Raw genomic sequence first — 26,083 nt, 5'->3', positions numbered from 1 at the left:
TGTGTCCGGCCCTCCTTGTTGATGTTCCATCACGGTATGGCCTTGACATCAACGAATAAAGCGATTTTTCGGTATGCTTCAGTGATAAAAGATCAAGCTTAGCTGGATCACCACCCTTAGACCGAGAACGCTTATGCGAAAGAAGATCCCGAGCAGCACGGCATTGACAGCATTCGAGGCGGCCGCTCGTCACGGCAGCTTCGCGCGCGCGGCAGAGGAACTGTCTTTGACTGAAGGCGCCATCAGTCGCCAGATTGGCCGGCTGGAAGCCTTCCTCGGTGTCGCGCTATTCGAACGAGTCGGCAATCGTGTCCGGCTCCTGCCCAACGGGGAACGCTACGCGGCCCAAGTTCGCGAATCGCTGGACCGCCTGGATCGGGACAGTCAGTACTTAATGGGGCAGCCGAACGATGGCGCGAGCCTGGACATCGCCACTATCCCGACGTTCGCGATGCGATGGCTCATTCCTCGCTTGACACGATTCCAGCAAAAGCATCCGAACATCACTGTGCATTTGGCCGAGCGCATGGACCCCTTCGTCCTGGCCGGGAGCGGATTCGATGCTGCCATCCATTTCGAGCACCCAGCGTGGACGGGTATGCGGACTCACCACCTTTTGCATGAAGTGCTGGTTCCTGTTTGTCATCCTGCATTGCTCCAAGAGAGCACAGGAGCAGCAACACTGGACATGCTTCCACGCCTGCACCGACGGCAGAACCCGGATGCCTGGCAGCGCTATTCCCTGGAAACGGGGATCCCACTTACCAATCCAGCGATTGGTGCGCGCTACGATCTTCACGGCATGTTGATCGAGGCGGCATTGGCCGGCCTCGGTGTTGCGCTGGTCCCGCGTCTTTACGTTGAAACTGAACTGGCGTTAGGACGTCTGGTCGCTCCGTGGCCAGAGGGGAAAACCATTTCCAAAACCTTCTGCCTCATCCTCCCCGAGCCCATCGCATTGAGCAGAGAGCCAATACAAGCGTTTGCTCAATGGATGCTGGACGAAGCGAAGAAAGCAACGACGGTTGAGTCGTAGGGAACCTCCTTTTGCAGGCCTGCCACCAGGCTGTCCCATACGCTTTTATGTATGCATCGATGCATGCAAATTAGATACCGACCGCAACCTGGCCTTACGTACCACAGTTATATCGAGTGTGAATCAAGATCTGTGTTGAAGGTGGCGTTGTCGCCGCTCCCTCAATCGCTCCTCGTATCCAGCGCACCGCTGCGGCAGTCTCGCCAACGAAATCATGAGAGATAACATAATCCATGACGCCGGACTCAAGCATCGCCCGCGTATGAACCGTAAGCTCATGACCGACAAAAATAGGCCGATCCTCAACCGCAATGGTATCTATCGCTTGAGCAACGCCCCGATTGGCGCCGGCCACGTTGTAGATGGCTGCCGGGTAGTAGTGCTTGGAAAAATAACGCGTCAATTGCTCAGTAGTGGTATAGGGGCGATCATCGGAAATCACCCGCTCGTCGATCTTCAGATAGGGAAACTCCGAGCGAAGCACCCTGCGAAACCCCATCTCCCGCTCTTGCTGGCAGCGAAACGGCACACTGGTCACTAACAGAATTTTTGCCGGCTCCTTGGGTAACGCATTGCCTATCAGTAGCCCGGCGACACTGCCTGCCGCATATTGATCGTTGCCTACGTAAGCGCTTCGTCCGGAATTAGGCAGGTCGGTGGTCAGGCAAACGACGGGGATACCCAGGCTGCACAGTTTGCGAATCGCTCGGTTGATCGCCGGATGCTCGCGCGATACGACAATCACACCATCCGCTGAGGCACCCTCAGCCTGAACCTGATCAGCAAACGCGGCGGGATCGACCTGGTTAGTCGGTACATAGTAGCCATGCACGACGACACCAGGTGTCGAGGCGTTCACCACTGTCTCGGCGCCGGCCAGCGTCGCATTGAAGGTTTCGCCCGAGTCGCAGAATAACTTGATCTGCAACGTTGCCATGCCGTCAGCCAAATCTTTCTTTAGCTTATCCAGCGCCGCCAGCACTTTCAGACGAGTATTTTCCCGTACGCCGGGGCGGTTATTCAGCACACGATCGACGGTCGCTGCCCCGACCCTGGCCACCTTAGCGACCTGTTGAACAGTGGGGCCCTTCCATAAGCGCGCCGATGTTTGCATGGTCATATAGCCAGCCCTTTTTTGATGTTCTTTACACCATATACGCATTGCTGATGATTGTTTTCAAGAGCAATTACAGGCATCAATGCATCTTCGCATTTGAGGTGTTTTACATCATAAACCGCCTATGGCGCTGCTTGATGATTGCTTTTTCGGTGCTAATAATCGAGGCATAACAAACACAACAAACCGCCAGGATCGCCCCATGAGTAACTCGTCCCCACCGGTTGATTTCGACCGCCACGGCTACGCCGCTTGTGCCCTATTGCGCACCTCCTTTCTCAATCAACACGCTCGCGAGTTCGACGCGGCGTTGATGACTTTCGCCCATTGATAGGTAGTTGAATATGAGCATACGAATCGCCGTTATCGGCGCAGGGATTATGGGGGAAGATCACGCCCGCATCATTGCCCAGGACCTTCCGGGAGCCACTTTGCATGTGGTGTGTGATGCGTCGCCAGAGCGAGCGAAGCTGATAGCTGACCGTTATGGCGCCGCTGACGTTTCCACTGATCCACTGTTCACGCTTTCAAGGTCCGATGTCGATGCAATCATCATCGCCAGCCCGGACGAAACCCATGCGGTCCTGACCATGGCAGCCATCGATGCAGGGAAACCTGCACTGTGTGAGAAACCGCTGTCTCAAATCCCGGACCAGTGCCTGGCGGTCATCGACAAAGAAGCCTCCCGGGGTCGCCAATTCGTGCAACTGGGCTTTATGCGCCGGTTTGACCCTTCGTACAGGGAAATGAAAAGTGCCTTGAGCGACGGCGTGATCGGTCGGGCTGTGATGATGCACAATTTCCATCGCAACGTAGAAGCTCCCGCCAACTTCAGCGGGCAAATGGCGATCAGTAACTCCGCGCCTCATGAATTCGATGTGGCACGTCACGTGCTCGATACTGAATACGTTGCCATTTCAGTGTTCCAACCCACCCACACGTCTAAGGACGGCGTCGGCGCCCCGGTATTCATGGTGCTGGAAACCCGGGAAGGCCATCTGGTGAACATCGAAATCAACAACAACGCCCATTACGGGTACGACGTCCGTGGCGAGCTGGTGGGCGAGCTGGGTTCCGTGCAACTGGCCAGCCCCGTACATGCTCGCTTCAACACCTGTCTTCAGGGTTTTGAACGGTACGCTGCCGATTGGCGGCCGCGTTTCGCCGACGCCTACCGCCTGCAGAACAAAGCATTCGTGGAGTTCATCACCACAGGAAGGTTCCCCGTCCATGCCGCGAGTGCCTGGGACGGCTATTGCGCAGCCATTGTCGCTCAAGCTGGCATCGAGGCGCTCAATCAGCGTCGCCGGGTCGTTTTGCCGACGCTGGAAGCACCGCCCCTCTACCGATCGAGAGAAGGAGCTACGTCATGAAGCTGGGATTCGTCACCGATAGCCTCGGTCACCTGCCATTGCGGGAGATGCTCAAGCAGGCGGAACGCCTGGAAGTGTCGGGCCTGGAGATCAACACCGGCGGATGGTCGACCGCACCACACTTTAACTTGGCACAGATGCTCGCCAGCGCCGACGACCGCAAGGCACTCAAACGCAGCTTCCAGGAGCACAATCTGGAAATCATTTCCCTGAACGCCAACGGCAACCCTTTGCATCCTACACAGCCCGAACAAGGCCAATGCCTCCGGGACACGATACGCGTAGCCGGTGAACTGGGAGTCAAGACCGTCTGCACCATGTCTGGCTTACCGGAAGGTCGGGCCGGCGACAGGATGCCGAACTGGGTGGTTGCCTCATGGCCTCCCGAAACCCAGACAATGCTGCGCTATCAATGGGAAGAACGCCTGCTGCCCTTCTGGAGCGAGATCGCTGACCTGGCCAAGGAAAATGGTGTGGAGCGTATCGCGTTGGAATTGCACGGTAACCAATGCGTCTACAACGTCCGTTCGCTTCTGAAACTACGCCATGCGATCGGACCGGTGATAGGCGCCAACCTGGATCCCTCTCATCTGTTCTGGATGGGCGCTGATCCGCTGGTAGCCGCCGAGGCACTGGGCGCTGCCATCTACCACGTACATGCCAAGGATACCTTGCTTAATGCGCCAGTCCAGGCCGTGGACTCACTCCTGGAAAATCGCTCATTGATGGATATCTCATCCCGTAGCTGGTCCTACATCACACTTGGATTCGGCCACGGCGAGCAATGGTGGAGGCAGTTCTGCTACCGCTTGAAAATGGCTGGCTACGATGGCTGGCTATCGATTGAGCATGAGGACGTTTTACTCAACAGCCTCGAGGGCTTGGAAAAGTCCGTAAGACTGCTAAAGAGCGTCATGCCGGTTGCCGCCAGCGATTTCAAACCCCAGTCCATCTGAATCGCACCACGAGAAAAAACCAATGTAATTCCATATTAAATCGCTCACCGCAATGGCGAGTGAGCCTCCCCATGAGTTTCAGTCAGGAATATCACAATGACAATTAATTCCTACGGAAATACGGCAGACACTTCAGCCGCCTATGTAAGTCCTGAAAAACGCCAGGCACAGCGCTACCTGCAAAAAGTGACTTGGATCGCCACGTTTGGCGGCCTGCTGTTCGGCTTCGATACCGGCGTCATCAATGGCGCCCTGCTCTACATGAAGGATGACCTGGGCCTGACGCCATTTACGGAAGGCTTGGTCGCCAGTGCCTTGTTGATCGGCGCAATGATGGGGGCGCTGTGCAGCGGTCGCTTATCAGACCTCAAGGGGCGCCGCCGTATCATTCTTTTCCTCGCCGTGCTGTTTTTTCTTGGCGCATTGGCTTGTGCGCTGGCGCCCACCCTCGATGTCATGGTGGCCGCCCGCTTCACGCTCGGGTTAGCGGTGGGCGGCGCATCGGTCGTCGTGCCGGCGTATCTTGCAGAGATGGCTCCGTCCAGCATCCGCGGTCGCATCATTACCCGTAACGAGTTGATGATCGTCACCGGGCAATTCCTGGCCTTCACCACTAACGCCACATTGGGCAATTTGTTCAGCGATCTCGATGGTGTGTGGAGATGGATGCTTGCCTTGGCAACCCTGCCAGCAGTGGCACTCTGGTTGGGAATGCTCTACATGCCCGAAAGCCCGCGCTGGCTGGCAACCAAAGGCCGCTTCAGAGAGGGCCTGGAAGTACTGAAACTAGTACGGGAAGAGTACTATGCCAAGGCTGAAATGGAGGCCATTACCCAACAGATCAGCAACGAACGATTCATCAAAAAAGGTGGCTGGCGCGACCTGTCTCAAAAGGGCGCGCGACGAATCTTTTTGATTGGCATCGGTATCGCTGTTACGTCGCAGCTGACCGGAGTCAATTCAATCATGTACTTCGGCACCCAGATCCTCACAGAAGCAGGCCTGGAACAACGTAGTGCACTGATCGCCAATGTCGTAAACGGCGTTATCTCGATTGGCGCAACGTTCGTGGGTATTGCTCTGCTGGACCGCGTGGGCCGTCGCCCAATGATGCTGCTCGGTTTCACCGGCACTACATTGTCTTTATTGTTGATTGGCCTGGTCTCAGTTTTTGTCGACCCCTCCGTTACCCGCGCCATGCTCATTCTCGGAGCCATGGCGATGTTCCTTGCCTCCATGCAAGGGCTGATCGGGCCTGCTTTCTGGGTACTTTTGGCAGAAATTTTCCCAATGCGCATCCGCGGCGGATGCATGGGTATGGCTATCGCAGCCTTCTGGTTGACCAACGTGATGATCGGCATGTTCTTTCCAACTCTGGTTGCGACAATCGGGATCGGCCAAACCTTCTTTGTATTCGTGGGAGCGGGACTTCTGTCACTGACCTTTGTCGCTGTGTGGGTACCGGAGACACGAGGCAGCACGCTCGAAGAGATTGAACAGCGGTTGTATGGTTAGACGAGATCGAGTATGACGCGCCCATGACCATGGTCAGTTTCGACGAAAAATCCCTCGACATGAAAATCGCGCAGTCGCCGGCCGACGACTCCCCCTGAACGGAACCCGCTAAAAGGATGCGTATCTTGAATCGCTTATCACCACCACCGCTGTCTGCGCTAGAAACCCAGCGCACTGTCGATTGGGCAATCATGTCACGGCGCAGCATCAGGGCCTTTTTGCCGACAGCCGTGCCCCATGAGGAAGTCGAAGCGATTCTGGATGTCGCACGCTTCAGTGCCTCGGGTGTGAACATGCAGCCCTGGCAAGTGCACGTTGTAACCGGTGAAGCGAAAGAGCGCCTGTCAATGGCCATCAGCGCGATCGACAACGACCCACGACTCAGCAGCGATATGCAGGAGCCCTACGCCTACTACCCGAACGAATGGATCACGCCTTACATCGATCGCCGGCGCAAGGTGGGTTGGGATCTCTACGGGCTGCTTGGGATTGCCAAAGGTGAAAAACAACGCATGCACCGACAGCACGGGCGCAATTACCGGTTCTTCGACGCGCCGGTTGGCTTGCTGTTTACCGTGGACAACGTGTTGGAGCAAGGCAGCCTTCTGGACTACGGCATGTTTTTGCAAAACATCATGCTGGCGGCACGCGGGCGGGGGTTGCACACGTGCCCGCAGGCCGCCTTCCTCAAATACCACAACGTCATTTCAGAGATGTTGAGCATTCCCGCCGACCAGATGCTGGTGTGTGGCATGAGCCTTGGCTATGCCGACCCCAAGGCCGTTGAAAACACTCTGGTAACAGCCCGGGAACCGGTCAGCGCTTTCGCCGTTTTTCACCATAATAATAAGGAGACCCAGCCATGATCAGTGGTGCATACGCAGCCAGGGCATCGGCGTCGGGCCATTGGGCGTTTTGCAGTAGGGACTTGAACACATACAGACGATTGCGACGGGTCAGGTGTTCTTCGACACGTAAATCAAGGCTTCACCCAGCAACGGATCGCGGCTAACCTTGGCCACCGGCCAAGCCTGCGATCCGCGCTTGCCGAACATAATGATTTCGGAAGCTGCTGCCACCATGGATATTTCTTCGACGCCTTCTCCGCCTGCCAGTAACAAGGAAAATACCGGTGGGCGCGTACAGGTCATCGACCGCTCGATTGTACTGCTGCGCACCCTCTCGGGGCTCAAGCATGGCGCCAGCGCTCTGGACCTGGCGCGGCTGACCGGTATAGACCGCACCACCATTCATCGCCTGCTCAAGACCCTGACCCACTGGAGCCTGATCGAGTCCCAGGGCGGCACCTATCGCATCGGCCCGGAATGCCTGATCTATTCGGCGGCGTACCTGAACCGCCTGAACCTGCGCAAGATCGCCCTGCCCTACGCCATCGAGTTGCAACGGGTGATCGGCGAGCGCCAGGCGATTGTGTCGCTGTCGGTGCCGGTAGGTGACCAGGTGGTGTTGATCGAGCGGATGTGGACGCCGACCACGCCGCTCAACGTGATTGTCGACCTCGCCGACCAGTTCCCCATCGACGGCAGCCCCAGCGGGCGTGCGGTGCTCGCCACCTACAATGAGGCGGCCGCGCAGGCGATCCTGGGCGAAGCGCGGTATGCCAAGGTACGGCCGGCGTTGGAGTTGATCCGCAGCCAGCAGGACTTCGCGTTTGGCCATGGCGAGTTCAAGCCTGGCCTGTCGTCGGTGGCGTTTCCGATACGCGTGGAAGCCGGGCAGGCCATTGGCGCGGTCGTCGTGGCCGGGCTTGAGATGGAAGACGAAACCCACCCCGGCTCGTCCCTGGCCAGCCATGTGCGCCGCGCCTGTGAAGGTATCGCGGCGCAGTTGGGCAACCTTTAGGGCCTGAGGCCCAGGGCGGCGAGCAGGCGGTTTTTCTGCACCTTGCCGTAGTGGGAGCGCGGTAGTTCGTCGATGAAGTAAATGCGGCGCGGCACCTTGTAGCGCGACAAGCCGGCGCGGCAGTGGTCCATCAACTGCTGCGCCGACAGGTCTTGCGAACCCTCTAATACCACGGCTGCGCACACTTGCTCGCCCCATTCCAGGTCCGCCAGGCCAAACACGTGGGCGTCCTGCACGCCGGGATGGCTCAGCAGGTTCTGTTCGACTTCACCGGGCTGCACGGATTTGCCGCCGCTGCGGATGATGTCCTTGCAACGCCCCAGCACGCGCAGCAGCCCATCGGCACCAATGCGCCCGAGGTCACCGCTGCGCAGCCAGCCGTTGTCCAGGGTCTTGGCACTGAGGCCCTCGAGCTGCCAGTAACCACTCATCAATTGCGGCCCGCCGAGCAGAATCTCGCCCACACCGTTTGCGTCCGGTTGATCGATGCGGATCGCGGCGCTGAACAACGGTCGGCCCACCACGCCTTCACCACTGTCGCCGGCCGCGCGCACCGTCGCCATTTGCGCGGGCGAGAGGTAGCAACTCCAGGGCGCTTCGGTCATGCCGTAGAGCACGCCGATGCGTTCACTGAACAGGCTGCATGAGCCTTCCAGCACTTCGCCGGTCAACGCGGCAGCGCCGACATCGAGGCTCTTGAATACCGGAAGATCCGCCGCTGCAGGGCCGGTTTCGCGCAACAGGCGCAGTAATTGCGTCGGCACCAGGGAACTGAACGCCACCCGGTACTCAGTAAGCTGAGCGATGAAGGCCTTGCCGTCGAAGCGACCACCCAACACCACTCGGCCGCCGCTGAGCAAATGGGCCAGCACCGCCACCGCTGCAATCGGCCATAGCGGACGGACGTTGAGCAGTACATCGCCAACCACCGCGCCCCGGCCCATGACGATGTTCTGCAACACCGCGCACAAGCTGGCATGCCGATGCATCACCGCCTTGGGCGTGCCGGTGGTGCCGCCGGTGTAGTTGAGCGAGGCGAGTGCCTGAGGGGATTGCGCCGGGCGTGGGAGGATGTCGACGGGGTTGGATTCGGTGACGGTGTGCAGCGGCAGGCAACGGATGCCCAAGCCTTGCGCCACACCGGTGTACTGCTCGGAAAACAGCAGCAAGGCAGCGCCCGCGTCCTGTAGCTGAGCAAGCAATTCGTCAAGCACCAGGGCCGGGTCCAACGGCACGCGCACGCGGCCGCTGGCCATGCAGCCATAGTCGGCCAGCAGGTAGTCGATGCTGGCGTCGGCCAGTAAGGCCACCCGCGCACCGACCGGGATTTGCAACCGCTCCAACGCTTGGCCGACGCCGCTGAGGGCGCGGTCCAATTCGTCAAACGTGAGGGTGCGAGCACTGGCCGGTTCGTGCAGTGCGATGTGGTCCGGCCATTTAAAGGCCGCCTGGCTGAGCAGCGTACTGATGTCCATGCTTACCACCCGCTCAACACAATACGCCCATTGACCTGACGCGACTCCAGCAGCGCATGGGCCTCAGCCACTTGGTGAAACGCCAGCACCCGGTCGATCAGCGGCTTGACCTGCCCGCCCTTGATCAACGCCAGTGCCAGGCGCACCTCTTCCAGCGTCGCGCTGCCCGAACCCTGCACCCGCAGGCGTCGGCCGATCAACAGCCCCGGGTTGATCGGCACACTGGCGGGCGTCACATTGCCCAACACCACCACGCGCCCTCCGAGGGTCATGCTACGCAGGGTGTCTTCGAGGGTGCTGCCGAGGTTTTCCATGGCAACGTCCACGCCGCGTTTGCCGGTGAGTTTCCAGACCTCGGCGCTGTAGCTGCCGCTGCTCACAATCACGTCATCGGCGCCCAGGCTGTGGAGAAAGTCACGCTTGTCCGCACTGCCCGTGACGGCAATGACCCGCGCGCCCGCTGCCTTGGCCAATTGAATCTGATGGGCGCCCAGGCCACCGCTGGCGCCATTGATCAACACGCTTTCGCCGGGTTTGAGCGCGGCCTCGCCGTGCAAAGCGCGCACGCTGGTGCCGATCGGGCAGGACGCCAAGGCGGCCTGGATGTAGTCCAGACCGTCGGGCAGTTCGATGGCGGAGATCGCCGGTACTCGCAGGTATTCGGCATAGGCGCCTTCAGTATCCACCGATGGCAGGCCCAGGGCCCGGCACAGATCCTGGCGACCGCGCAGGCAGTCACGACACTGACCGCAAAAGCGTCGCTGGTAAACCACCACCCGGGCGCCGACCGTCAAGTGGTGCACACCCGCGCCCACCTCAACCACTTCACCCGCCACCTCATGGCCCAGTACCACGCCGGTATGGGCTCCCGGTAACCGCCCGGCACGATGCAACAGGTCGTGATGGCAAACCCCTGCTGCCGCGACCTGGACCAACACTTCACCCGCACCAACCTGCGGGGTCGGCACCTCCTCGACCTGCAATTGCTCCGGCCCGCCGAAGGCTTTTAGAACTATGGCTTTCATTTTTTATAACCGTTTTTGACCCGATAAGAATATGTTCATATAACAAACATATTGTTTGCATTGTGCACATCGATTAAGTTTTCCTCACTTTGACGCAGACCTCAAGGGGCAATCGCGTCTTTCTTTCTCTCTCAATGAAAAGCACACCATGACAGTCGAGTACCAAGCTATTGGCGAAGGAATTCTGGTCGTCACCCTCAACCGCCAGGAGCGCCTGAACGCACTGGACAGCCAGGCCAAGCACGAGTTGGCCGAGGTTTGGCAACGCGCTCAACACGACCACGCGGTGCGCGCCATCGTGCTGCGCGGTGCCGGCGAGCGGGCGTTTTGCGCCGGCTCCGACCTCAAGGAAATCGACGCCACCGGCGAGACGGTCAGCAGTGACGTCTTGGCTCGCGCCCTGCCCGGCGTCGGCAACGACCTGAGTAAACCGGTGGTTGCCGCGTTGCACGGCCACACCTTGGGCCTGGGCATCAGCCTGGCGATTCATTGCGATTTCCGTATTGCGCGGCATGACACGCGGTTCCACTTTCCGGAAGTGCAGCACGGCATGTTGTCGGGTTTCAGTGCGATCACCCTGCCCAGCCTGATCGGCGAAGCAGCAGCCCTGGACATCATGCTCAGCGCGCGCAAGTTCAACGCCCAGGAGGCGCTGGCCATCGGCCTGGTCAATCAGGTGGTGGACGACGCCTACGCCAGCGCGCTGGAACTGGCCGCACGCCTGGCCAACCATTCCTCTAAGGCCGTGGAATGGACCAAGACCTTGCTGCTGGCCGAACGCAAAGCCCGACTGACGCGGCAGATGGCACTGGTCGACCAGGCTCGCCAGGACGTGATGCTAGGGCGCGATGCGAAGGTGTAGCCCCCACCCCTATAACTAGAAACAGCCAACACATAAGCCTCCCCAGTACTGTCAGGAACTCCCACCATCAGGAATGGAAAGCGGCACCTAACCATTGGAGCCTCACCATGTCTCGCCCTTACACCCGCTTTCGTCCCAGGCTCAGCCTGCTGACTGTCGGCATCCTCGGGCTGTGCGCCCAACCGACAGCCCACGCTGAAGAGAACCCGTCACGACCGTCGGCGGCCAGTGACACGGCCCTGCAAACCGTGGTGGTCACCGGTGCCCGGGACAGCGGTCGCACCGTGGCCAAGAGCCTGGCGCCGATCGATGTGATCAGCGCCGACGACCTCGCCCGCTCCGGTAAACAGAACCTGCGCGACGCCCTGGCCGCCAGCGTACCGTCCTATACCAATGCTGCAGGGTTTACCGGCGGCACCGGGTTGTCGGTCAAGTCCGCGACTTTGCGCGGCCTGGGCGGTAACCATGTGCTGGTGCTGGTCAACGGCAAGCGCCGCCACAATACGTCGCTGATCTTTGTGCAGACCGCCGCCACCTCAAGCGGCCAGTCGCCCGCCGACCTCGACCTGATCCCCATCGCCGCGGTGGACCACGTGGAAGTGCTGCGCGACGGCGCGGCGGCGCAATACGGTTCGGACGCGATTGCCGGGGTGATCAACATCATCCTCAAGACCAACCGCTCCGGCGGCAGCGGCAGCGCCCTATATGGGCAGTACGCCAACCGTGTGGGCGGCAAGGGCAATTTCGGCGCGCGGGGCCAGGGCCAGATCAACCAGGGCTTTGAGCTGCCCAATGACGGCTTTTTCAGCCTCAGCGCCGATATCGGCCTCCAGGAAAGCTCCAACGTGGCCGGCGCCGTGCCGGACCGCACCAGCATCTATTTCCGCCAGAACGGCCAGCCCGACCCGCGCGAAACCAGTGAAAGCCGTTACCGCCAGCAACTGGGCCAGCCCCGTTCGCAAACCTATAACTTCGGCTACAACGCCGAACTGCCGCTGAACGAGGACTACACGCTGTACTCGTTCTCCACCCTCAGCCACCGCAACTCCACCAGTTGGGGCACCTACCGCACCGCCAACTCGCCGCAGAACATTGTCTCGGTGTACCCGGACGGTTTCTCGCCGCGTTTCGTGGTGGAAGAAGACGACTTCCAAACCGTGTTCGGCGTGCGCAACGACGACCTGCTGGGCTGGGCTTGGGACCTAAGCAGCAGCTACGGCTACAACAACGCCAACACCCGCAACGAGCGTTCGCTGAACCCGTCCCTGGGACCAAACAGCCCTCAGGATATGGACGGCGGCAACCTGATCGCCAGCCAATGGACCAATAACCTCGACCTGACCCGTGCGTTCGATACCGGGCTGTTTGCCAAGCCGCTGAACGTCTCGACCGGCCTTGAGTTCCGCCGCGATGGGTTCGAGATCCAGGCCGGCGAATACGCCTCTTATGCCGATGGCGGCTACGTGTTCCCTGCCGGCAGCCCACTCGCCGGCCAACGCCCCAACCCTGGCGCGCCTGGGCTGGTGGGTTTCACCCCGGCCGACGCGCACAACTACTCACGCACCAACACCGCAGGCTACGTCGACTTCAGCCAAAGCCTGACCGACCAATGGGACGTGAGCCTGGCCGGGCGTTTCGAGCACTACAGTGATTTCGGCGACACCGGCAGTGGCAAGTTCTCCACGCGTTACGCGTTCACCCCGCAATTCGCCGTGCGCGGCACCGTGAACAACGGCTTCCGCGCGCCGTCCCTGCAACAGCAGTTCTATTCGTCGTCGCTGACCGCCTGGCGCACCAGCCCGCTCACCGGGCAACTGGAGCAGGCCACCACGCGCTACGTCACTGTCAACGACGCCGCCGGCCAGGCCCTGGGCGCCAAGGAGCTCAAGCCTGAACGCTCGATGAACTACAGCCTCGGCTTTGTCGCCACACCGACCGAGAACCTGGACATTACGGTCGACCTGTACCAGATCGACATCAAGGATCGCATCCTGCAGACCAGTAACCTGCAAGGCACGGCGGTCTCCAACGTGCTGGCCGCCCAGGGCCTGAACCCGAACCAGATCGTCTCGTACTTCGGCAACCTGGCCGATACCCGCACCCGTGGCATCGACCTGGTGGCCGACTACCGCTATGACCTGGGCCGCTACGGCAAGACCAAATGGACCTTGCTCAGCAATCAGAGCCTGCAGACCATCGAGAAGATCAAGGAGCCCGCAGCACTGGCCGGCACCGGCGTCAGCGTGATGGGCCGTGACCGCCAGGGCAACCTGACCTCGGCCTACCCGAAAAACACCACGTCGCTGAATGCCGCCTGGCAACTGGGGGATTTTGAGGTGAATCTCAAGGAAACCCGCTATTCCAAGGTCACCGGGCGTAACCAGATTTCGGCCAGTCGCGATGAAAAAATTCGCCCGGCATTCATCACCGATCTGAGCGTGGGTTACTGGTTGAGCGACGCGGTGAAAGTCACCGTCGGCGGCGAAAACATCTTCGACCGGCGCCCGCAGCAACTGAATGATGAGGCCAAGCGCTTCTACTTCTTCCCCACCGACAACCCCACCTACAGCTGGTACTCGCCCTATGGCCTGGAAGGCGCCTACTACTTCGCTAAAGTCGACGTGAGCTGGTGATGACGAACTTCGAACGCCCGCAGGCGACCTTCGACCAACGCCTGTATCGCAAACTGGCGTGGCGGATCATGCCGTTCCTGTTCCTGTGCTTCGTGCTCAACTGGCTGGACCGGGTCAACATCAGCTTTGCGCATTTGCAGTTCAAGACCGACCTGAACATCAGCGACGCCACGTTCGGCATCATCGTCGGGGTGTTCTCCATCGGTTACCTGCTGTTCGAGATTCCCAGCAACCTGCTGCTGGAAAAGATCGGCGCGAAAAAAACCATGATGCGCATCATGGTGCTGTGGGGACTGGTGACCATCGCCACCGCGTTTGCCCAGACCCCGGCGCAGTTCTATGTGCTGCGGGTGTTGCTGGGCGCCGCCGAAGCCGGATTCTTCCCTGGGGTAATCCTGTACCTCACCTACTGGTTCCCGGCCAGCCACCGCGCGCGCATTACCTCGCGCTTCATCATGGCGATTGCGGTGTGCGGAATTATCGGCGGGCCGCTGTCGACCAGCATCATGGCGCACTTCGCCGGTATCGGCGGCTTTACCGGCTGGCAATGGCTGTTCGTGATCACCGGCATTCCGCCGGTGCTCGCGGGGTTGTTCGCCTGGTACTGGCTGGACGACAAACCGGCGTCGGCCAAGTGGTTGAGTGCGGATGAAAAACGCGCCATCGAACAGGCCCTGGCCCAAGAACGCCAGCAGCGCAAACCCGGTGGGCACTCGCGTTTTGTAGAGGCGCTGAAGGATCGCAAGGTGTGGTTTATCACCCTGGCCTACTGCCTGACCATCATGTGCACCGGCAATGTCACCAACATCTGGGCGCCGTCGATCATTCGCGATTCCGGGGTCAGCAACCTCGGGCAACTGGGCTTGCTCTCGGCTTTGCCCTATGTGATCGGCGTGTGCGTGATGCTGTGGGCGTGCCGCCATTCGGATGTGAATCAGGAGCGGCGCTGGCACTTCGCGCTGGGCGGCCTCACGGCGGCGCTGGCAATGCTGGTGCTGCCCAACTTTCTGTTCAGCCCGTACTCGGCAATCGCCGTACTGACCCTGATGACCAGCGGCTACCTGGTGGCCACGGCGATTTTCTGGACCATCCCCACGTATTACCTGTCGGACCACGCCAAGGCCGCAGGCCTGGCGCTGGTCAATTGCTGCGGGCAGATCAGCAGCCTGCTGACACCCATCATGATCGGTGCGATCAAGACCTCCACCGGCAGCATCAGCCTGGCGCTTTATATCGTGGCGGCGCTGGTGGCCTGCGGCACCTTGATCCTGTTGCTCGGCGTCCCGCGCAGCGCTCTGCGCGACGCTTCCTGACCTCTTTGATGGACCTTTCCATGACCGATTACCTTGCCCTCGCCCACCAACTCGCCGCGCAGATCCAACCCGGTGCCGCCGAACGCGACGCCGGCAGAATCCTGCCTTATGCGCAGCTCGACCTGATCCGCGAATCCGGCCTGGGCGCCGCCCGGGTCCCCACTGAGCTGGGCGGCGGCGACGTCAGCCAACTGCAGGTGGCACAGATTTTCATCACCCTGGCCAAGGCCGATCCGAGTGTGGCCCAAGCGCTGTTTCCGCATTTCGCCACGGTAGAGCACCTGCGCCTGATCGCCAACCCCGAGCAGCAGCGCGAGTACCTCGGTGCCTTTGCCGAGCGCCAGTTGTCATCGGGCGCGATTGCCGAACGCAGCGGCACCTTTCGCGGTGAAATCCACACGCGCCTGGAGCGTCGCGGCGATCAACTGGTGCTCAATGGCAGCAAGTTCTACAGCACCGGTTGCCTGTTTGCCGACCTGCTGAAGATCCAGGCCGTGGACGAAGCCGGCAACGCGGTCTACGTGATGCTGCCCGTCGATACCGCCGGGATCACCCTGCTGGATGATTGGGACGGCATGGGCCAGCGCGTCACCGCCAGCGGCAGTACCCTGCTGGACAATGTGCCGGTGCGCCCCGAGCAAGTGATCCCGTTGGCGCAGTGGTATCAACGCCGCAACTATGTCGGCGCCAGTGCGCAACTGATCCACTGTGCCCTGGATGTCGGCATCGGCCTGGCAGCCTTGGATGACGCGGTAGCATGGGCGCGCACTGGCTCGCGACCGGTGCGCGAAAGTGGCGTGGACCAGGCGCGCCACGACCCGTACATCCTGCACACCCTCGGCGATCTGGCCGCGCGCATCCATGGCGCCGAAGCGCTGGTGGAGAAAGCCGCCGGGGCGGTCGACCTGGCCGCACGCACGCAGTTGCAGGGGCTGGCGCAGGGTGAGGAATTGGAAGCTATTTTGGTGAAGTCCTCGATTGCCGTGGCCGAAGCCAAGATCGCCTCAACCCGCGCCGCCCTCTTCGTATGCGAGCGCCTGTATGAAGTCGGCGGCGCAGCCACCACCCAGTCGCGCTACAACTTCGACCGTCACTGGCGCAACGCACGCACCCACACCACCCATGACGCCCTGGCGTACAAGTACAAGGCAATTGGCGATTATTTGCTGAACGCGAAAGCACCGCCGATTGCGTTTACTTATTGAGCCCTGGATATGTTGAAGCTACCGATTTCCCTGCTGCTTCTGTCTGGCTCCGTGTCGGCCGCCGAGCCTTGGGACGACCTGGACGCGCAGATCAGCCAGGCATTGCCCGGCGTGATAGAGCTGCGCCACGCGATTCACCAACAACCCGAGCTGGGCAATCGCGAGTTCCACACCGCCGAGCGCATCGCCCAACGCCTACGGGCACTGGGGCTGGAGGTGCAGACCGGCATCGCGCATACCGGTGTCATTGGCATTTTGCGTGGTGGCAAACCTGGCCCGGTGGTCGCGATTCGCGCCGAACTGGACGCGCTGCCGCTCACCGAGGAAACCGGCCTGCCGTTCGCGTCGACAGTGCGCAGCAAAGATGAAGGCGCTGACTTTCGCAGCCGTGGCAAGGACGTCGGGGTGATGCACGCTTGCGGTCACGATGCGCATATGGCGATGGCGCTAGGGGTTGCCGAGGTGTTGGCGGCCCATCGCGAGCAGTTGCCGGGCACCCTCAAGCTGATCTTCCAACCGGCCGAAGAAGGGCCGCCGCTCGGTGAACAAGGCGGCGCGCAATTGATGATCAAGGACGGCGCGCTGCAAAATCCCGCGCCAGCGGTGATCTTCGGCATCCACGTAACTGCGGGTACGGCGGGGACTTTCACGCTCAGCCGGCAACGCACCACGGCGGCAGCCGACACCTTTGTCGCGCGCATCATCGGCCGCCAGACCCATGCGGCCTTCCCGTGGACCGGCATCGACCCTGTGCCCGTCGCCGCCCAGGTGATCCTGGCCTGGCAGACCATTCCCAGTCGCCAATCCAACCTCAGCCTGTTGCCAGCACCGGTGATTTCCGTGGGCCGTATCGAAGCCGGGGACCGCCACAACATCATCCCCGCCGAAGTGCGCCTGGAAGGTTCGATTCGCACCGTCAGCGATGAACAGCGCGAGGACGTGTTGCAGCGCATGACCCGCACCGCCGAGCACATCGCCGAAGCCTCGGGGGCCACCGCCAAGGTGGACTACCTGCCGGGGAATTACCGCGCCGGCTACAACAACACTGCGTTGGTCGACCAGTTGATGCCGGTGCTGCAACAGGTGTCGACCACGCCAGTACGGATCGACAACGGCACTTACGGTGCCGATGACTTCGCTGAATACGCCCGCCAGATTCCGGGGATTTTCATGCGTATGGGCGTGACACCGCCTGCGCTGGAGGGCAAAAACGTGTGGCCTACCCATTCGCCGGGCTTCCAGGTGGATGACCCGAGCCTGGCGGTGGGGATCCGGGCACTGAGTCGGATGACGTTGAGCTACATGATTGACGCTCCTCGGTTGTCGCCCTAGGGTCCGGAACGGTGAATTCAGACCGCGCTGCGGTTATATCCATAGCAATAAAGGATATTGGTATATACCAGATCACTCCCTTATAAATCGCTTCCATCAAAACACGTTGGACTGGAGTGGCAAGCGATGGTGTCGGTAAAGGTAATGCTCGAGTACTTCCATCCCTGGCCGAATTCGGCGGGTTTGTACCTGGCGCGGGAGCGCGGCTGGTATGAAGAGCTTGGCCTGGATGTGGAATTGGTGGTGCACGACCCCTACCGTGGCGACACCCTGCAGCACCTGCTGGCCGGTGCGGCGGATTTTGGCGTATTTCCCAGCAACCGCCTGCTGGTGCGCCGTGCCCTGGGCCAACCGTTGCAAGGCATCGCGGCGATCAACCATGCGGGCCTGGAGTCGATCCAGACCCTCACCGATTCCGGCATCCGTCGCCCGCGAGACCTGGTCGGCAAGCGCCTGGCCCTCAACCCGACACCACGTGGCCTGGCCATGGTGCGCCACTTGGTGAGCCGCGACGGAGGTGACTTCGACGCGGTGATCCTGGTGGACAGCGGTGTGCGCGAACTGCGCCCCGAGCAGCTCGCCGAAGGTATCGCCGACGCCAGTTTTGGCGGTTACTGGGCCTGGGAAGCGTTGATGCACAGTCCTATCGAAGCGGCGCGCCGCGTGGTGTTGCCGGTGGACGACATCGGCGCTCCGGCCTATCACAGCTACCTGCTCGGCACCCACGAACGCACCCTCGCCGACAAACCTGAAGTGGTGCGTGACTTCCTCGCGGCCACCGCCCGCGGTTACCTGGCCGTGGCGCAGGATCCGGCGATTGCCCTCGCCGCCTACGAACACACCACGCCGTATTTCCCGGCCGAATTGCTAAGTGCCTCGCTGCATAAAATCGCCCCGACCTGGCTGCATGAAGGCCGCTGGGGTGAGCAACGCCAGGCGCTGCTGGCACCCTACGCCGAATGGCTGCACGAGCATGCGGTGCTCGACGATCCGCAGGTGTGGCAAGGCGCAACCAGCAACGCTTATCTGCCCGAGGTGAGCGCATGAACCCCCAACGCACCGCTCACGGCCTGGGGCTGGAGCCGGTTGCCGCCGATTGGCCGGCCCTGCACGAAACCGACATCGCACACCTGCTGCGGGAGTACCCGCAACTGGGTCCGCTGCATAGCCTGCATTGGCATAGCCCACGGCCGTTTTCCGCCGCCGGATTGATCACCACCGGTAACGCGACGCTGTTCGTCAAACGACATCACCAACGGGTGCGCCAAGCCGCGTGGCTGCAAGAAGAACACCAACTGATCGCCCACCTGCATCGCCGGGGCGCGCCGGTGGCGGCGGTAGTGCCGAATCGACATGGCGCGACGGCCACGGTGCAAGGTGAGTGGACCTATGAAGTGCACCACGTTGCCAAGGGCCTGGACCTGTACCGCGATGCGCTGTCGTGGTCGCCGTTCCAGAATCTTCAGCATGCCTTCGCCGCCGGCCAGGCGTTGGCGCGTTTGCATCAGGCCGCCGAACACCACGACGCGCCCCGACGCCGGACCCATGTGCTTCTGGCCAACGCACGGCTGATCGAACAGTCTGCGCCCCTGGAAGCCATCGCCAACATCGCCAGCCCTTACCTGGCAGGCAAGGATTGGCGAGCCCAACTCAGCGAACTGTTGTTGCCGTGGCACAACGCGTTGCACCCGTTGCTACGTGAACAACCACCGTTGTGGACTCACAACGACTGGCACGCCTCCAACCTGTTATGGAATGCTGATGGCAGCGTTTCGAGCGTGCTGGATTTCGGCCTGGCCGACCGCACTTTCGCCCTCTTCGACCTGGCCACGGCCATCGAACGCAACGCCATACCCTGGCTGGAACTGGACACTGGCGGTGCGGCTCGCGCCGATCTCGACAGCGTCGATGCGCTGCTTGCCGGTTATCACCAGGTGCGCCCGCTGGGCGCGAAGGATCTACATACCCTCAGCGCCTTGCTGCCGTTGGTGCATGTAGATTTCGCGCTGTCCGAAGTGGCGTATTACCAGGATGTGGTGGGCTCCACGGCCAGTGCAGATGTGGCGTACTACAGGTATCTGCTGGGCCATTTGCGCTGGTTTGCCGGGCTGCAAGGGCAACGTCTGCTCGGCCATATCCGACGTAAAACCGTATGAGTATTCTGGTCGATAGCCAATGGCTGCAGGCGCATCTGGACGACCCTGGAGTAGTGGTGCTGGATGCCACCGTCGTGCTGCCCTCACCCGAGTTCGATGGCGATTACCGCGTCGATAGCGGTTACGACGGCTGGTTGCAGGCACATATCCCAGGCTCGCGGCATGCCGACCTCTTGACTGAACTGGCGGACACCCAGGCCAGCTTCAGCTTTGCCTTGCCGCGCCCCGAGGCACTGGTGAGCGCCCTGGCAAACCTTGGCGCAGGCGAAGAAAAAGCCGTGGTCATCTATGACCGTGCCGACGGCTTCTGGGCCGCACGGTTGTGGTGGATGCTGCGTGGAGCAGGTATCGACGCCAGGGTGCTGGATGGCGGTTTCAACGCCTGGCGTGAAGCCGGTCTGCCCGAACACAGCGGCTCTGCCAAGCCGATAACGCCTGTGTCCCCTTGGTCAATCAACCCACGCCCAGAGCTATGGATTGACCGCAGCGGCGTAGAAGCAATCGTCGCTGGCAACGCACGGGGACAACTGATCTGCGCCCTCGGCGCGGCCCTTTTTGAAGGTACCGCTGCCACCCGCTACGCCCGACGCGGGCATATCCCCGGCAGCCTTAACCTGCCGGCCCGCCTGCTGTTCGACGCCCACGGCCGCTACCTGCCCAAGGATGCCCTGGCCCTGGCGATTGGCCCCACGCTGCTGCACAGCGAAGGCCCTTTGATCCTGTATTGCGGCGGCGGTATCTCCGCGGCTGCCAACGCGCTGGCCCTGACCCTGCTGGGTCGCCAGGACATCGCGATCTACGACGGCTCCTTGCAGGAATGGGCCGCCGACGCACGTTTACCAATGACTACCGGAGCAGCTCCGGCCTGACGCCACTTTCGGCGAATTCGGCTTTTTCATCACGAACTGGCAACCCGTCCGTTGCGCAGCGCTGGGCCCCTTTGCGCCCGATAAAGGCGTACGGCAATGGCCGGCAGACCTTTGGAGCGCTCTTTATATGGCTACACCTTACCGTCACACGCTGCTCGCCCTGAGCATCACCCTCGCCGCTGCGGCGGCCCATGCCCAGGATGCGACGCTGGACACCGTTACCGTCGTCGGCCAGGAAACCACCGACTATCAGGCAAAAAAAGCCGCCGTGGCCGGCTTCGATAACGCGCCGTTGCTGGACACCCCGGCGTCCGTCGCCGTGATCACCGAAGCGCGCCTGAAAGACCAGCAGGCACGCCTGCTCAGTGAGGTGTTGAAGAATGACGCCTCGGTGGGCGACAGCTATGCGCCGGTCGGCTACTACGAGAATTTCGTGATCCGTGGCTTCGCCCTCAACCCGGCCAGCAGCTACAAGATCAACGGTCGCACCATCACCGGCGAGCAGAACGTGGCGCTGGAGAACAAGCAGCAAGTGGAAGTGCTCAAGGGCCTGGCCGGTTTGCAAAGTGGCGTCTCCGAGCCCGGCGGACTGGTCAACTACGTGAGCAAGCGCCCGGAAAATGTGCGCTCGGTGACGGTGTCGACCAACGAACAGGGCGAGCGTTACCTGGCCACCGACATCGGTGGCTGGCTCGGCACCGAGCAGCAGGTGGGCGTACGCATCAACCTGGCCCACGAAGACATTCGCTCCTACGTCGACCACGCCGACGGCAAGCGCGACTTCGCGTCGTTGGCGCTGGATTGGAACATCAGCCCCAACGCCCTGCTGCAACTCAACGCCGAGTACCAGGACCGCGAGCAGCGCTCGGTGCCGGGCTATCAATTGCTCGGCGGCACCGACGTGCCGCATCACGTTTCGCCCAAGGACCTGCTGGCGTACCAGAGCTGGTCGAACCCGGTGGGCATCCGTTCCCTGAACCTCGACGGGTTGTTCGAATACCGCTTCAACGACGCCTGGAAGGTCAGCTTCAGCGCCTCCCGCAGCCGCGTGGTGATCGACGACTACAGCACCTTCGCCTGGGGTTGCTACGGTGCCGCCAGTTGCGCCAATACTGCTGTGCCCAACCACTTCAGCGCCGAGGGCGACTATGACATCTCCGACTACCGCAGCCCCGACGACACCCGCCGCAACGAAGAGGCCCAGGCTGCACTCAATGGCCAGTTCGACACCGGTTTCCTCAAGCATGACCTGACCTTCGGCACCACCGCGTTCCGTCGCCTGGTGGACCGGCGCACGTCGGTCAACGCGTACATCGGCGAGGGCAATATCTACCAGCCGTCACCGGTACTGGAACCCTACGACGGCCCGCTTGGCCACACCTACCGGCGCCTCGACAGCCGCCAGTACGGCCTGTTCGCCAGCGACCGCATCAGCTTCAACGAGCAGTGGCAAACCATCCTCGGCGGGCGCCAGGTACGCCTCGATGAAGAGACTTACAACCAGGCCGGCGCCACCACTCGGCACACCCAGCGCAGCGTGTTCCTGCCCCAGGTGGCGCTGATCTATAAACCGCGCCCGGACACCTCGTTGTACGCCAGCTACAGCAAGGGCCTGTCCCTGGGTGGCGAGGCCGCGTGGTTCAGCAGCAACGCCGAGGAGGTGCTGCCGCCGACCACCTCGCGCCAGCTGGAGGTGGGGGTCAAGCGTGACTTCCAGCGCCTGAGCCTGACCGCGGCGCTGTTCCAGATCACCCAGGATTTGCAATACAACCGACCGAACGACGACGGCACCATCACCTTCGTGCAGCAAGGCAAGCAGAAAAATGTGGGCCTCGAATTGTCCGCCAACGGCCACCTGACTTCCGACCTGCAAGTGTCGGCCAGCGTTGCAGCGATCCGCGCCCGGGTCAGTGGCAGCGGCACCGACGACTACGACGGCCACCAGGCAATCAACGTGCCCAAGCTGCGCGCCAGCCTGCACGGCGACTACAGCATTCCCGGCGTCCCTGGCCTGGCCTTGCTCGGCGGGGTGCAATACAGCGCGAGCAAATACGCCAACCGCGAAGCTACGGTGAAGGTCGACGACTACGCGGTGTTCGATGTGGGCGGTCGCTACAGCACCAAGGTGGGCGATTACGCCACTGTGCTGCGCCTGACTGTCGACAACCTGTTCGACAAACGCTACTGGCGCGATGTGGGTGAATCCGCAGGCGACGGCTACCTGTTCCTGGGTGCGCCGCGCACGGCGCGATTGTCCGCCACCGTCAATTTTTAAGGCCGAGCGTTACCCTGGCCGACCAGCTCAAGCAACAGGCGTTGCACCTGGAAAATTGGTTTTTGAGAGAACCCTATGTCGCCACTCGAAATCGTCGCCGTACTCTTCAACATCGCCGGGGTCTGGCTCACCGCACAACGGGTGCGCTGGTGCTGGCCCGTCAGCGTGGTCGCGGTGTTGTTGTATGCCTGGATCTTCTTCGATGTGAAGCTGTATTCGGACATGCTCCTGCAACTGGTCTTTGCCGTGCTGCAAGGCTATGGATGGTGGCGCTGGAGCACCGGCCGCGTTAATGCCGGCAAGGTGCGGGTGGAACGCCTGCCGCTTCAGGAAGCGTGGCGGCACGTGCTCGCGGGCGTGATCGGAGCCGTGGCCCTGGGTGCGGTGATGCACCACTTCACCGACGCCGCCCTGCCCTGGCTGGATTCGCTGCTCACGGCCTTCAGCCTGGTCGCCAGCCTATGGGCGGCGCGCAAGTACGTGGTCAGTTGGTGGCTGTGGATCGTGCTGGACGCGGCCTATGTGGGCTTGTTCCTGTACAAGGACCTGCAACTGACCGCTGCGCTGTATGCCGGTTTTGTGCTGCTGGCCGCCTACGGTTTGCGTGCCTGGCAACGTGACCTGCAGCAGCAGGAGCATATAACCAAAGTGTCGGCTAACAGCGTTTAATATCATTAAACATAAAGCATTTATCACGTTTAAATATAAACAAACGCCCGGCTGTTCTTAGGCAGCAGACCTGCCCCCGCGTGTCCCCCAACCTTTTTTCCTGCAGGAAGCACCATGTCCGATCCCACCCCGCTGTTATTCGGCCTTTATGAACAAGCCAGTGTCGGCTGCGGCGGCGCGCCCAGCCTGTGGACCCACCCGGCGGATGAACGGCTGAACATCAACACCCTCAAATACTGGTCGAACCTGGCCCGCACGGCGGATGAAGCTAACCTGGACCTGATGTTCTTCGGCGATGTGCTGGGCTTTTACGACGTATTTGGCGGCTCTGAAGCGATGGCATTGAAATGGGCCGTCGAAGCCCCCGCCAACGACCCGCTGACGATCATTCCGGCGCTGGTGGCCCTCACCGACAAACTCGCGTTTGGCGTCACCGTCACCACCAGCTACGAGCACCCGTTCACCCACGCCCGACGCTTCAGTACGCTTGATCATTTGTCCGATGGGCGCATCGGCTGGAACATCGTCACCTCGTATCTGTCCAGCGCCGCGCGCAATTTCGGCCTGGAGCAGATGATCAAGCACGATGACCGCTATGAGCGCGCCGAAGAATTCCTGGAGGTGGTCTACAAGCTCTGGGAAGGCAGCTGGGCGGATGACGCCGTGGTTGCCGACAAACGTTCGCAGACCTACGCCAATGGCGCGCGGGTGCGCCCGATCCAGCACGCGGGTGAACATTACCGCGTCGCCGGCCCGCACCTCAGCTCGCCGTCGCCACAGCGCACGCCGTTGCTGATCCAGGCCGGCTGGTCGGCACGGGGCCGGGAGTTCGCGGCCAAGCACGCGGAACTGGTGTTTATCGCCAAGTCCAACCCGCTGGATATCCGCGAGGGCCTTGAAGATATCTGGCGCCAGGCCGAAGCCCGTGGCCGTCAGGCCGCCGATGTGAAGTCGCTGACCGTGCTGCGCATCGTCACCGCTCCCACCGCCATCGAGGCACAGAAAAAATACGACACCCTGCAAAGCAACTATCACCTGCAAGCACAGTTGGTGAGCTATGCCGGCGACACCGGCATCGACATCAACCGCTACGCCGAAAACGAAGCGCTGTCGACCCACACCGAAGGCATGACCTCCTACGTGATGCGACCCGATGGCAGCGGCAAACCGTTGACCGCAGGCGAGGTGCGCCAACGCTTTGCCAATGTCACCCGTGGCAGCGACCTGATCCTGGTGGGCACCCCGGAGCAGATCGCAGAAAAGATCGAGGAGCACGCACGCATCTCCGGCACCAGCGGCTACATGCTCAACCCGCTGATCAGCCCAGGTTCGTTGAATGACTTCGTCGAACTGGTGATCCCGGCCCTGCAAAAACGCGGGCTGTACCGCACCAACGCGCAAAGCGGCACACTGCGCTCGCGCCTCAGCGTCGATGGCAGCGATCGCCTGCCAAGCTCGGCCCATGGCGCTTCGTTCCGCTTTGCCTGAAGCCTGCGTGGGACCAGGTGACCTGCGCCAACAGGAACGGTAGAGTCACCCCCACGCCATGCCTGCACACGGAACCCCAGGATGCCTTTCGACCCTATTTCCCCGCACTACCAGCGTATCCGCGAACAGATCGCCAACGACATCGCCGCAGGCAGGCCCCAGGCCGACGAGAAATTCCCCTCCGAGCGGGACATGATCGAACGCTTCGGCTGCACCCGCGTCACCTTGCGCCAGGCCCTGCAGCAACTGGAAGCAGAGGGCCTGGTGTATCGGGAAAATCGCCGGGGCTGGTTTGTCAGCCCGCAGCGCATCCGCTACGACCCGACGCGCATCAGCGGTTTTATGGATTACGTCAGTGCCCAGGGTCGCACACCGCGCACCGAGTGCCTGCACGCCGAACTGCGCCCGGCTGGCCCGTGGCTGGCCAAGCGCATGGGTTTGGCTTCGGTGGATGAACCGGTGTTTTTCCTGCAACGCCGCCGCTGGATCGATCGTCGCCCGGTGCTGCTGGAATTCAACGCGCTGCTGGCCAGCTGGTGCCCAGGCCTGCTGGAAGCCGACCTCAATACCTCACTGACCCAACTGCTGCGCGAGCGGTTTGCACGGGTGCAATCCCGTTGCGAGCTGGAGATGCACATCGGCACGGTGAATGAAGAACAGGCCGAGCTGCTACAACTGTCGCCGGGTTCCACCAGTGTGTACCTGGAGCGTTTGAATTTCGGTGAGGACAACCGGCCGGTGGAATTCGACCAGGAATTCTGGCGCCCGGATGCGTTGTCGATTGTGATGGAGACTCGGTACCCGGGAACTCACTGAGACGTCAACACGTCGCTGACAAGTCCAGTGCAGTTGATATTTATCACTTCTTGTCGAAGCATCCTGCTGAGTAGCCCAGCGGTCGCGCATAAACGTCAGTCCGGC

General features: G+C 61.5%; 23 protein-coding genes. 19 read left to right on the top strand and 4 right to left on the bottom strand.

The window, feature by feature from the left end; genetic code table 11:
• Positions 1-133 precede the first annotated feature (133 nt).
• Positions 134-1,036, top strand: a complete 903-nt coding sequence (locus tag C8K58_RS27490) for a LysR substrate-binding domain-containing protein (RefSeq protein ID WP_065947806.1) — start codon at positions 134-136, stop codon at positions 1,034-1,036.
• Between the two features lie 94 nt (positions 1,037-1,130).
• Here C8K58_RS27490 and C8K58_RS27485 read toward each other — a convergent pair whose 3' ends face one another.
• Positions 1,131-2,156, bottom strand: coding sequence for a LacI family DNA-binding transcriptional regulator (locus C8K58_RS27485; RefSeq protein ID WP_027603379.1), 1,026 nt, complete (start codon positions 2,154-2,156; stop codon positions 1,131-1,133).
• 199 nt (positions 2,157-2,355) lie between these two features.
• Between C8K58_RS27485 and C8K58_RS32825 the strand changes: the two genes are divergently transcribed.
• The 5 genes from C8K58_RS32825 to C8K58_RS27460 all read left to right on the top strand — a co-directional run bounded on the left by C8K58_RS32825 (position 2,356) and on the right by C8K58_RS27460 (position 6,863).
• Positions 2,356-2,484 carry a hypothetical protein gene (locus C8K58_RS32825; RefSeq protein WP_256221047.1) on the top strand — a complete coding sequence of 43 codons (129 nt, stop codon included), beginning with the start codon at positions 2,356-2,358 and terminating at the stop codon, positions 2,482-2,484.
• 13 nt (positions 2,485-2,497) lie between these two features.
• On the top strand, positions 2,498-3,526 hold the full coding sequence (locus tag C8K58_RS27475) for a Gfo/Idh/MocA family oxidoreductase (RefSeq protein ID WP_108574687.1): 1,029 nt from the start codon (positions 2,498-2,500) through the stop codon (positions 3,524-3,526).
• Positions 3,523-4,482 (top strand): sugar phosphate isomerase/epimerase, encoded by a 960-nt coding sequence (locus tag C8K58_RS27470; protein ID WP_108574686.1) that lies wholly within the window; start codon positions 3,523-3,525, stop codon positions 4,480-4,482. Before C8K58_RS27475 ends, C8K58_RS27470 begins: the two co-directional genes overlap by 4 nt.
• Positions 4,483-4,578: 96 nt before the next feature.
• Positions 4,579-5,997, top strand: a complete 1,419-nt coding sequence (locus tag C8K58_RS27465) for a sugar porter family MFS transporter (protein WP_051429288.1) — start codon at positions 4,579-4,581, stop codon at positions 5,995-5,997.
• Between the two features lie 116 nt (positions 5,998-6,113).
• Positions 6,114-6,863: a nitroreductase gene (locus C8K58_RS27460; protein ID WP_108574685.1), complete on the top strand. Its 750-nt coding sequence runs from the start codon at positions 6,114-6,116 to the stop codon at positions 6,861-6,863.
• Between the two features lie 90 nt (positions 6,864-6,953).
• Here the strand turns inward: C8K58_RS27460 and C8K58_RS32820 are convergent, their stop codons facing one another.
• On the bottom strand, positions 6,954-7,079 hold the full coding sequence (locus tag C8K58_RS32820) for a hypothetical protein (protein WP_256592556.1): 126 nt from the start codon (positions 7,077-7,079) through the stop codon (positions 6,954-6,956).
• Here C8K58_RS32820 and C8K58_RS27450 point away from each other — a divergent pair.
• A complete protein-coding gene (locus C8K58_RS27450) occupies positions 7,078-7,860 on the top strand; it encodes an IclR family transcriptional regulator (protein ID WP_098479905.1) in 783 nt (260 codons plus the stop codon). The genes C8K58_RS32820 and C8K58_RS27450 overlap by 2 nt on opposite strands.
• On the opposite strand, the gene C8K58_RS27445 is transcribed toward C8K58_RS27450, so the two are convergent.
• Together C8K58_RS27445 and C8K58_RS27440 are read right to left on the bottom strand one after the other, a co-directional pair.
• Entirely contained in the window at positions 7,857-9,335 is a 1,479-nt protein-coding gene (locus C8K58_RS27445; RefSeq protein ID WP_098479906.1) for a class I adenylate-forming enzyme family protein, read from the bottom strand. The genes C8K58_RS27450 and C8K58_RS27445 overlap by 4 nt on opposite strands.
• Positions 9,336-9,337: 2 nt before the next feature.
• On the bottom strand, positions 9,338-10,360 hold the full coding sequence (locus tag C8K58_RS27440; protein WP_098479907.1) for an alcohol dehydrogenase catalytic domain-containing protein: 1,023 nt from the start codon (positions 10,358-10,360) through the stop codon (positions 9,338-9,340).
• A 148-nt stretch (positions 10,361-10,508) separates the two neighbouring features.
• Between C8K58_RS27440 and C8K58_RS27435 the strand changes: the two genes are divergently transcribed.
• The 12 genes from C8K58_RS27435 to C8K58_RS27380 all read left to right on the top strand — a co-directional run bounded on the left by C8K58_RS27435 (position 10,509) and on the right by C8K58_RS27380 (position 25,978).
• Complete coding sequence (locus tag C8K58_RS27435; RefSeq protein ID WP_098479908.1) at positions 10,509-11,222, top strand: enoyl-CoA hydratase/isomerase family protein; 714 nt, start codon at positions 10,509-10,511, stop codon at positions 11,220-11,222.
• Positions 11,223-11,329: 107 nt separating this feature from the next.
• A complete protein-coding gene (locus C8K58_RS27430) occupies positions 11,330-13,855 on the top strand; it encodes a TonB-dependent siderophore receptor (RefSeq protein WP_108574684.1) in 2,526 nt (841 codons plus the stop codon).
• Complete coding sequence (locus C8K58_RS27425) at positions 13,855-15,168, top strand: MFS transporter (RefSeq protein WP_222935656.1); 1,314 nt, start codon at positions 13,855-13,857, stop codon at positions 15,166-15,168. Before C8K58_RS27430 ends, C8K58_RS27425 begins: the two co-directional genes overlap by 1 nt.
• 20 nt (positions 15,169-15,188) lie before the next feature.
• Positions 15,189-16,373 carry an acyl-CoA dehydrogenase family protein gene (locus C8K58_RS27420; protein ID WP_098479911.1) on the top strand — a complete coding sequence of 395 codons (1,185 nt, stop codon included), beginning with the start codon at positions 15,189-15,191 and terminating at the stop codon, positions 16,371-16,373.
• Between the two features lie 9 nt (positions 16,374-16,382).
• Positions 16,383-17,705, top strand: coding sequence for an amidohydrolase (locus C8K58_RS27415; protein ID WP_108574683.1), 1,323 nt, complete (start codon positions 16,383-16,385; stop codon positions 17,703-17,705).
• A gap of 126 nt (positions 17,706-17,831) precedes the next feature.
• Positions 17,832-18,752 (top strand): ABC transporter substrate-binding protein, encoded by a 921-nt coding sequence (locus tag C8K58_RS27410; protein WP_027603372.1) that lies wholly within the window; start codon positions 17,832-17,834, stop codon positions 18,750-18,752.
• Positions 18,749-19,861, top strand: coding sequence for a phosphotransferase (locus C8K58_RS27405; protein WP_098479914.1), 1,113 nt, complete (start codon positions 18,749-18,751; stop codon positions 19,859-19,861). The genes C8K58_RS27410 and C8K58_RS27405 overlap by 4 nt, the downstream gene beginning before the upstream one ends.
• Positions 19,858-20,730 carry a sulfurtransferase gene (locus tag C8K58_RS27400; RefSeq protein WP_098479915.1) on the top strand — a complete coding sequence of 291 codons (873 nt, stop codon included), beginning with the start codon at positions 19,858-19,860 and terminating at the stop codon, positions 20,728-20,730. The genes C8K58_RS27405 and C8K58_RS27400 overlap by 4 nt, the downstream gene beginning before the upstream one ends.
• Before the next feature lie 127 nt (positions 20,731-20,857).
• Positions 20,858-23,005, top strand: a complete 2,148-nt coding sequence (locus tag C8K58_RS27395; RefSeq protein WP_108574682.1) for a TonB-dependent siderophore receptor — start codon at positions 20,858-20,860, stop codon at positions 23,003-23,005.
• A 75-nt stretch (positions 23,006-23,080) separates the two neighbouring features.
• Complete coding sequence (pnuC, locus tag C8K58_RS27390; protein WP_092359234.1) at positions 23,081-23,674, top strand: nicotinamide riboside transporter PnuC; 594 nt, start codon at positions 23,081-23,083, stop codon at positions 23,672-23,674.
• Between the two features lie 114 nt (positions 23,675-23,788).
• Positions 23,789-25,162: an LLM class flavin-dependent oxidoreductase gene (locus tag C8K58_RS27385; protein ID WP_108574681.1), complete on the top strand. Its 1,374-nt coding sequence runs from the start codon at positions 23,789-23,791 to the stop codon at positions 25,160-25,162.
• Between the two features lie 81 nt (positions 25,163-25,243).
• Complete coding sequence (locus tag C8K58_RS27380) at positions 25,244-25,978, top strand: UTRA domain-containing protein (protein WP_027603366.1); 735 nt, start codon at positions 25,244-25,246, stop codon at positions 25,976-25,978.
• The last annotated feature ends 105 nt before the right edge of the window (positions 25,979-26,083 follow it).

Source organism: Pseudomonas sp. GV047 (assembly GCF_003058245.1).
GTDB classification, from domain to species: Bacteria; Pseudomonadota; Gammaproteobacteria; order Pseudomonadales; family Pseudomonadaceae; genus Aquipseudomonas; species Aquipseudomonas marginalis.
The sequence above is the reverse complement of the archived record's forward strand: the minus strand, read 5'-3'. Positions and strand labels throughout refer to the sequence as shown.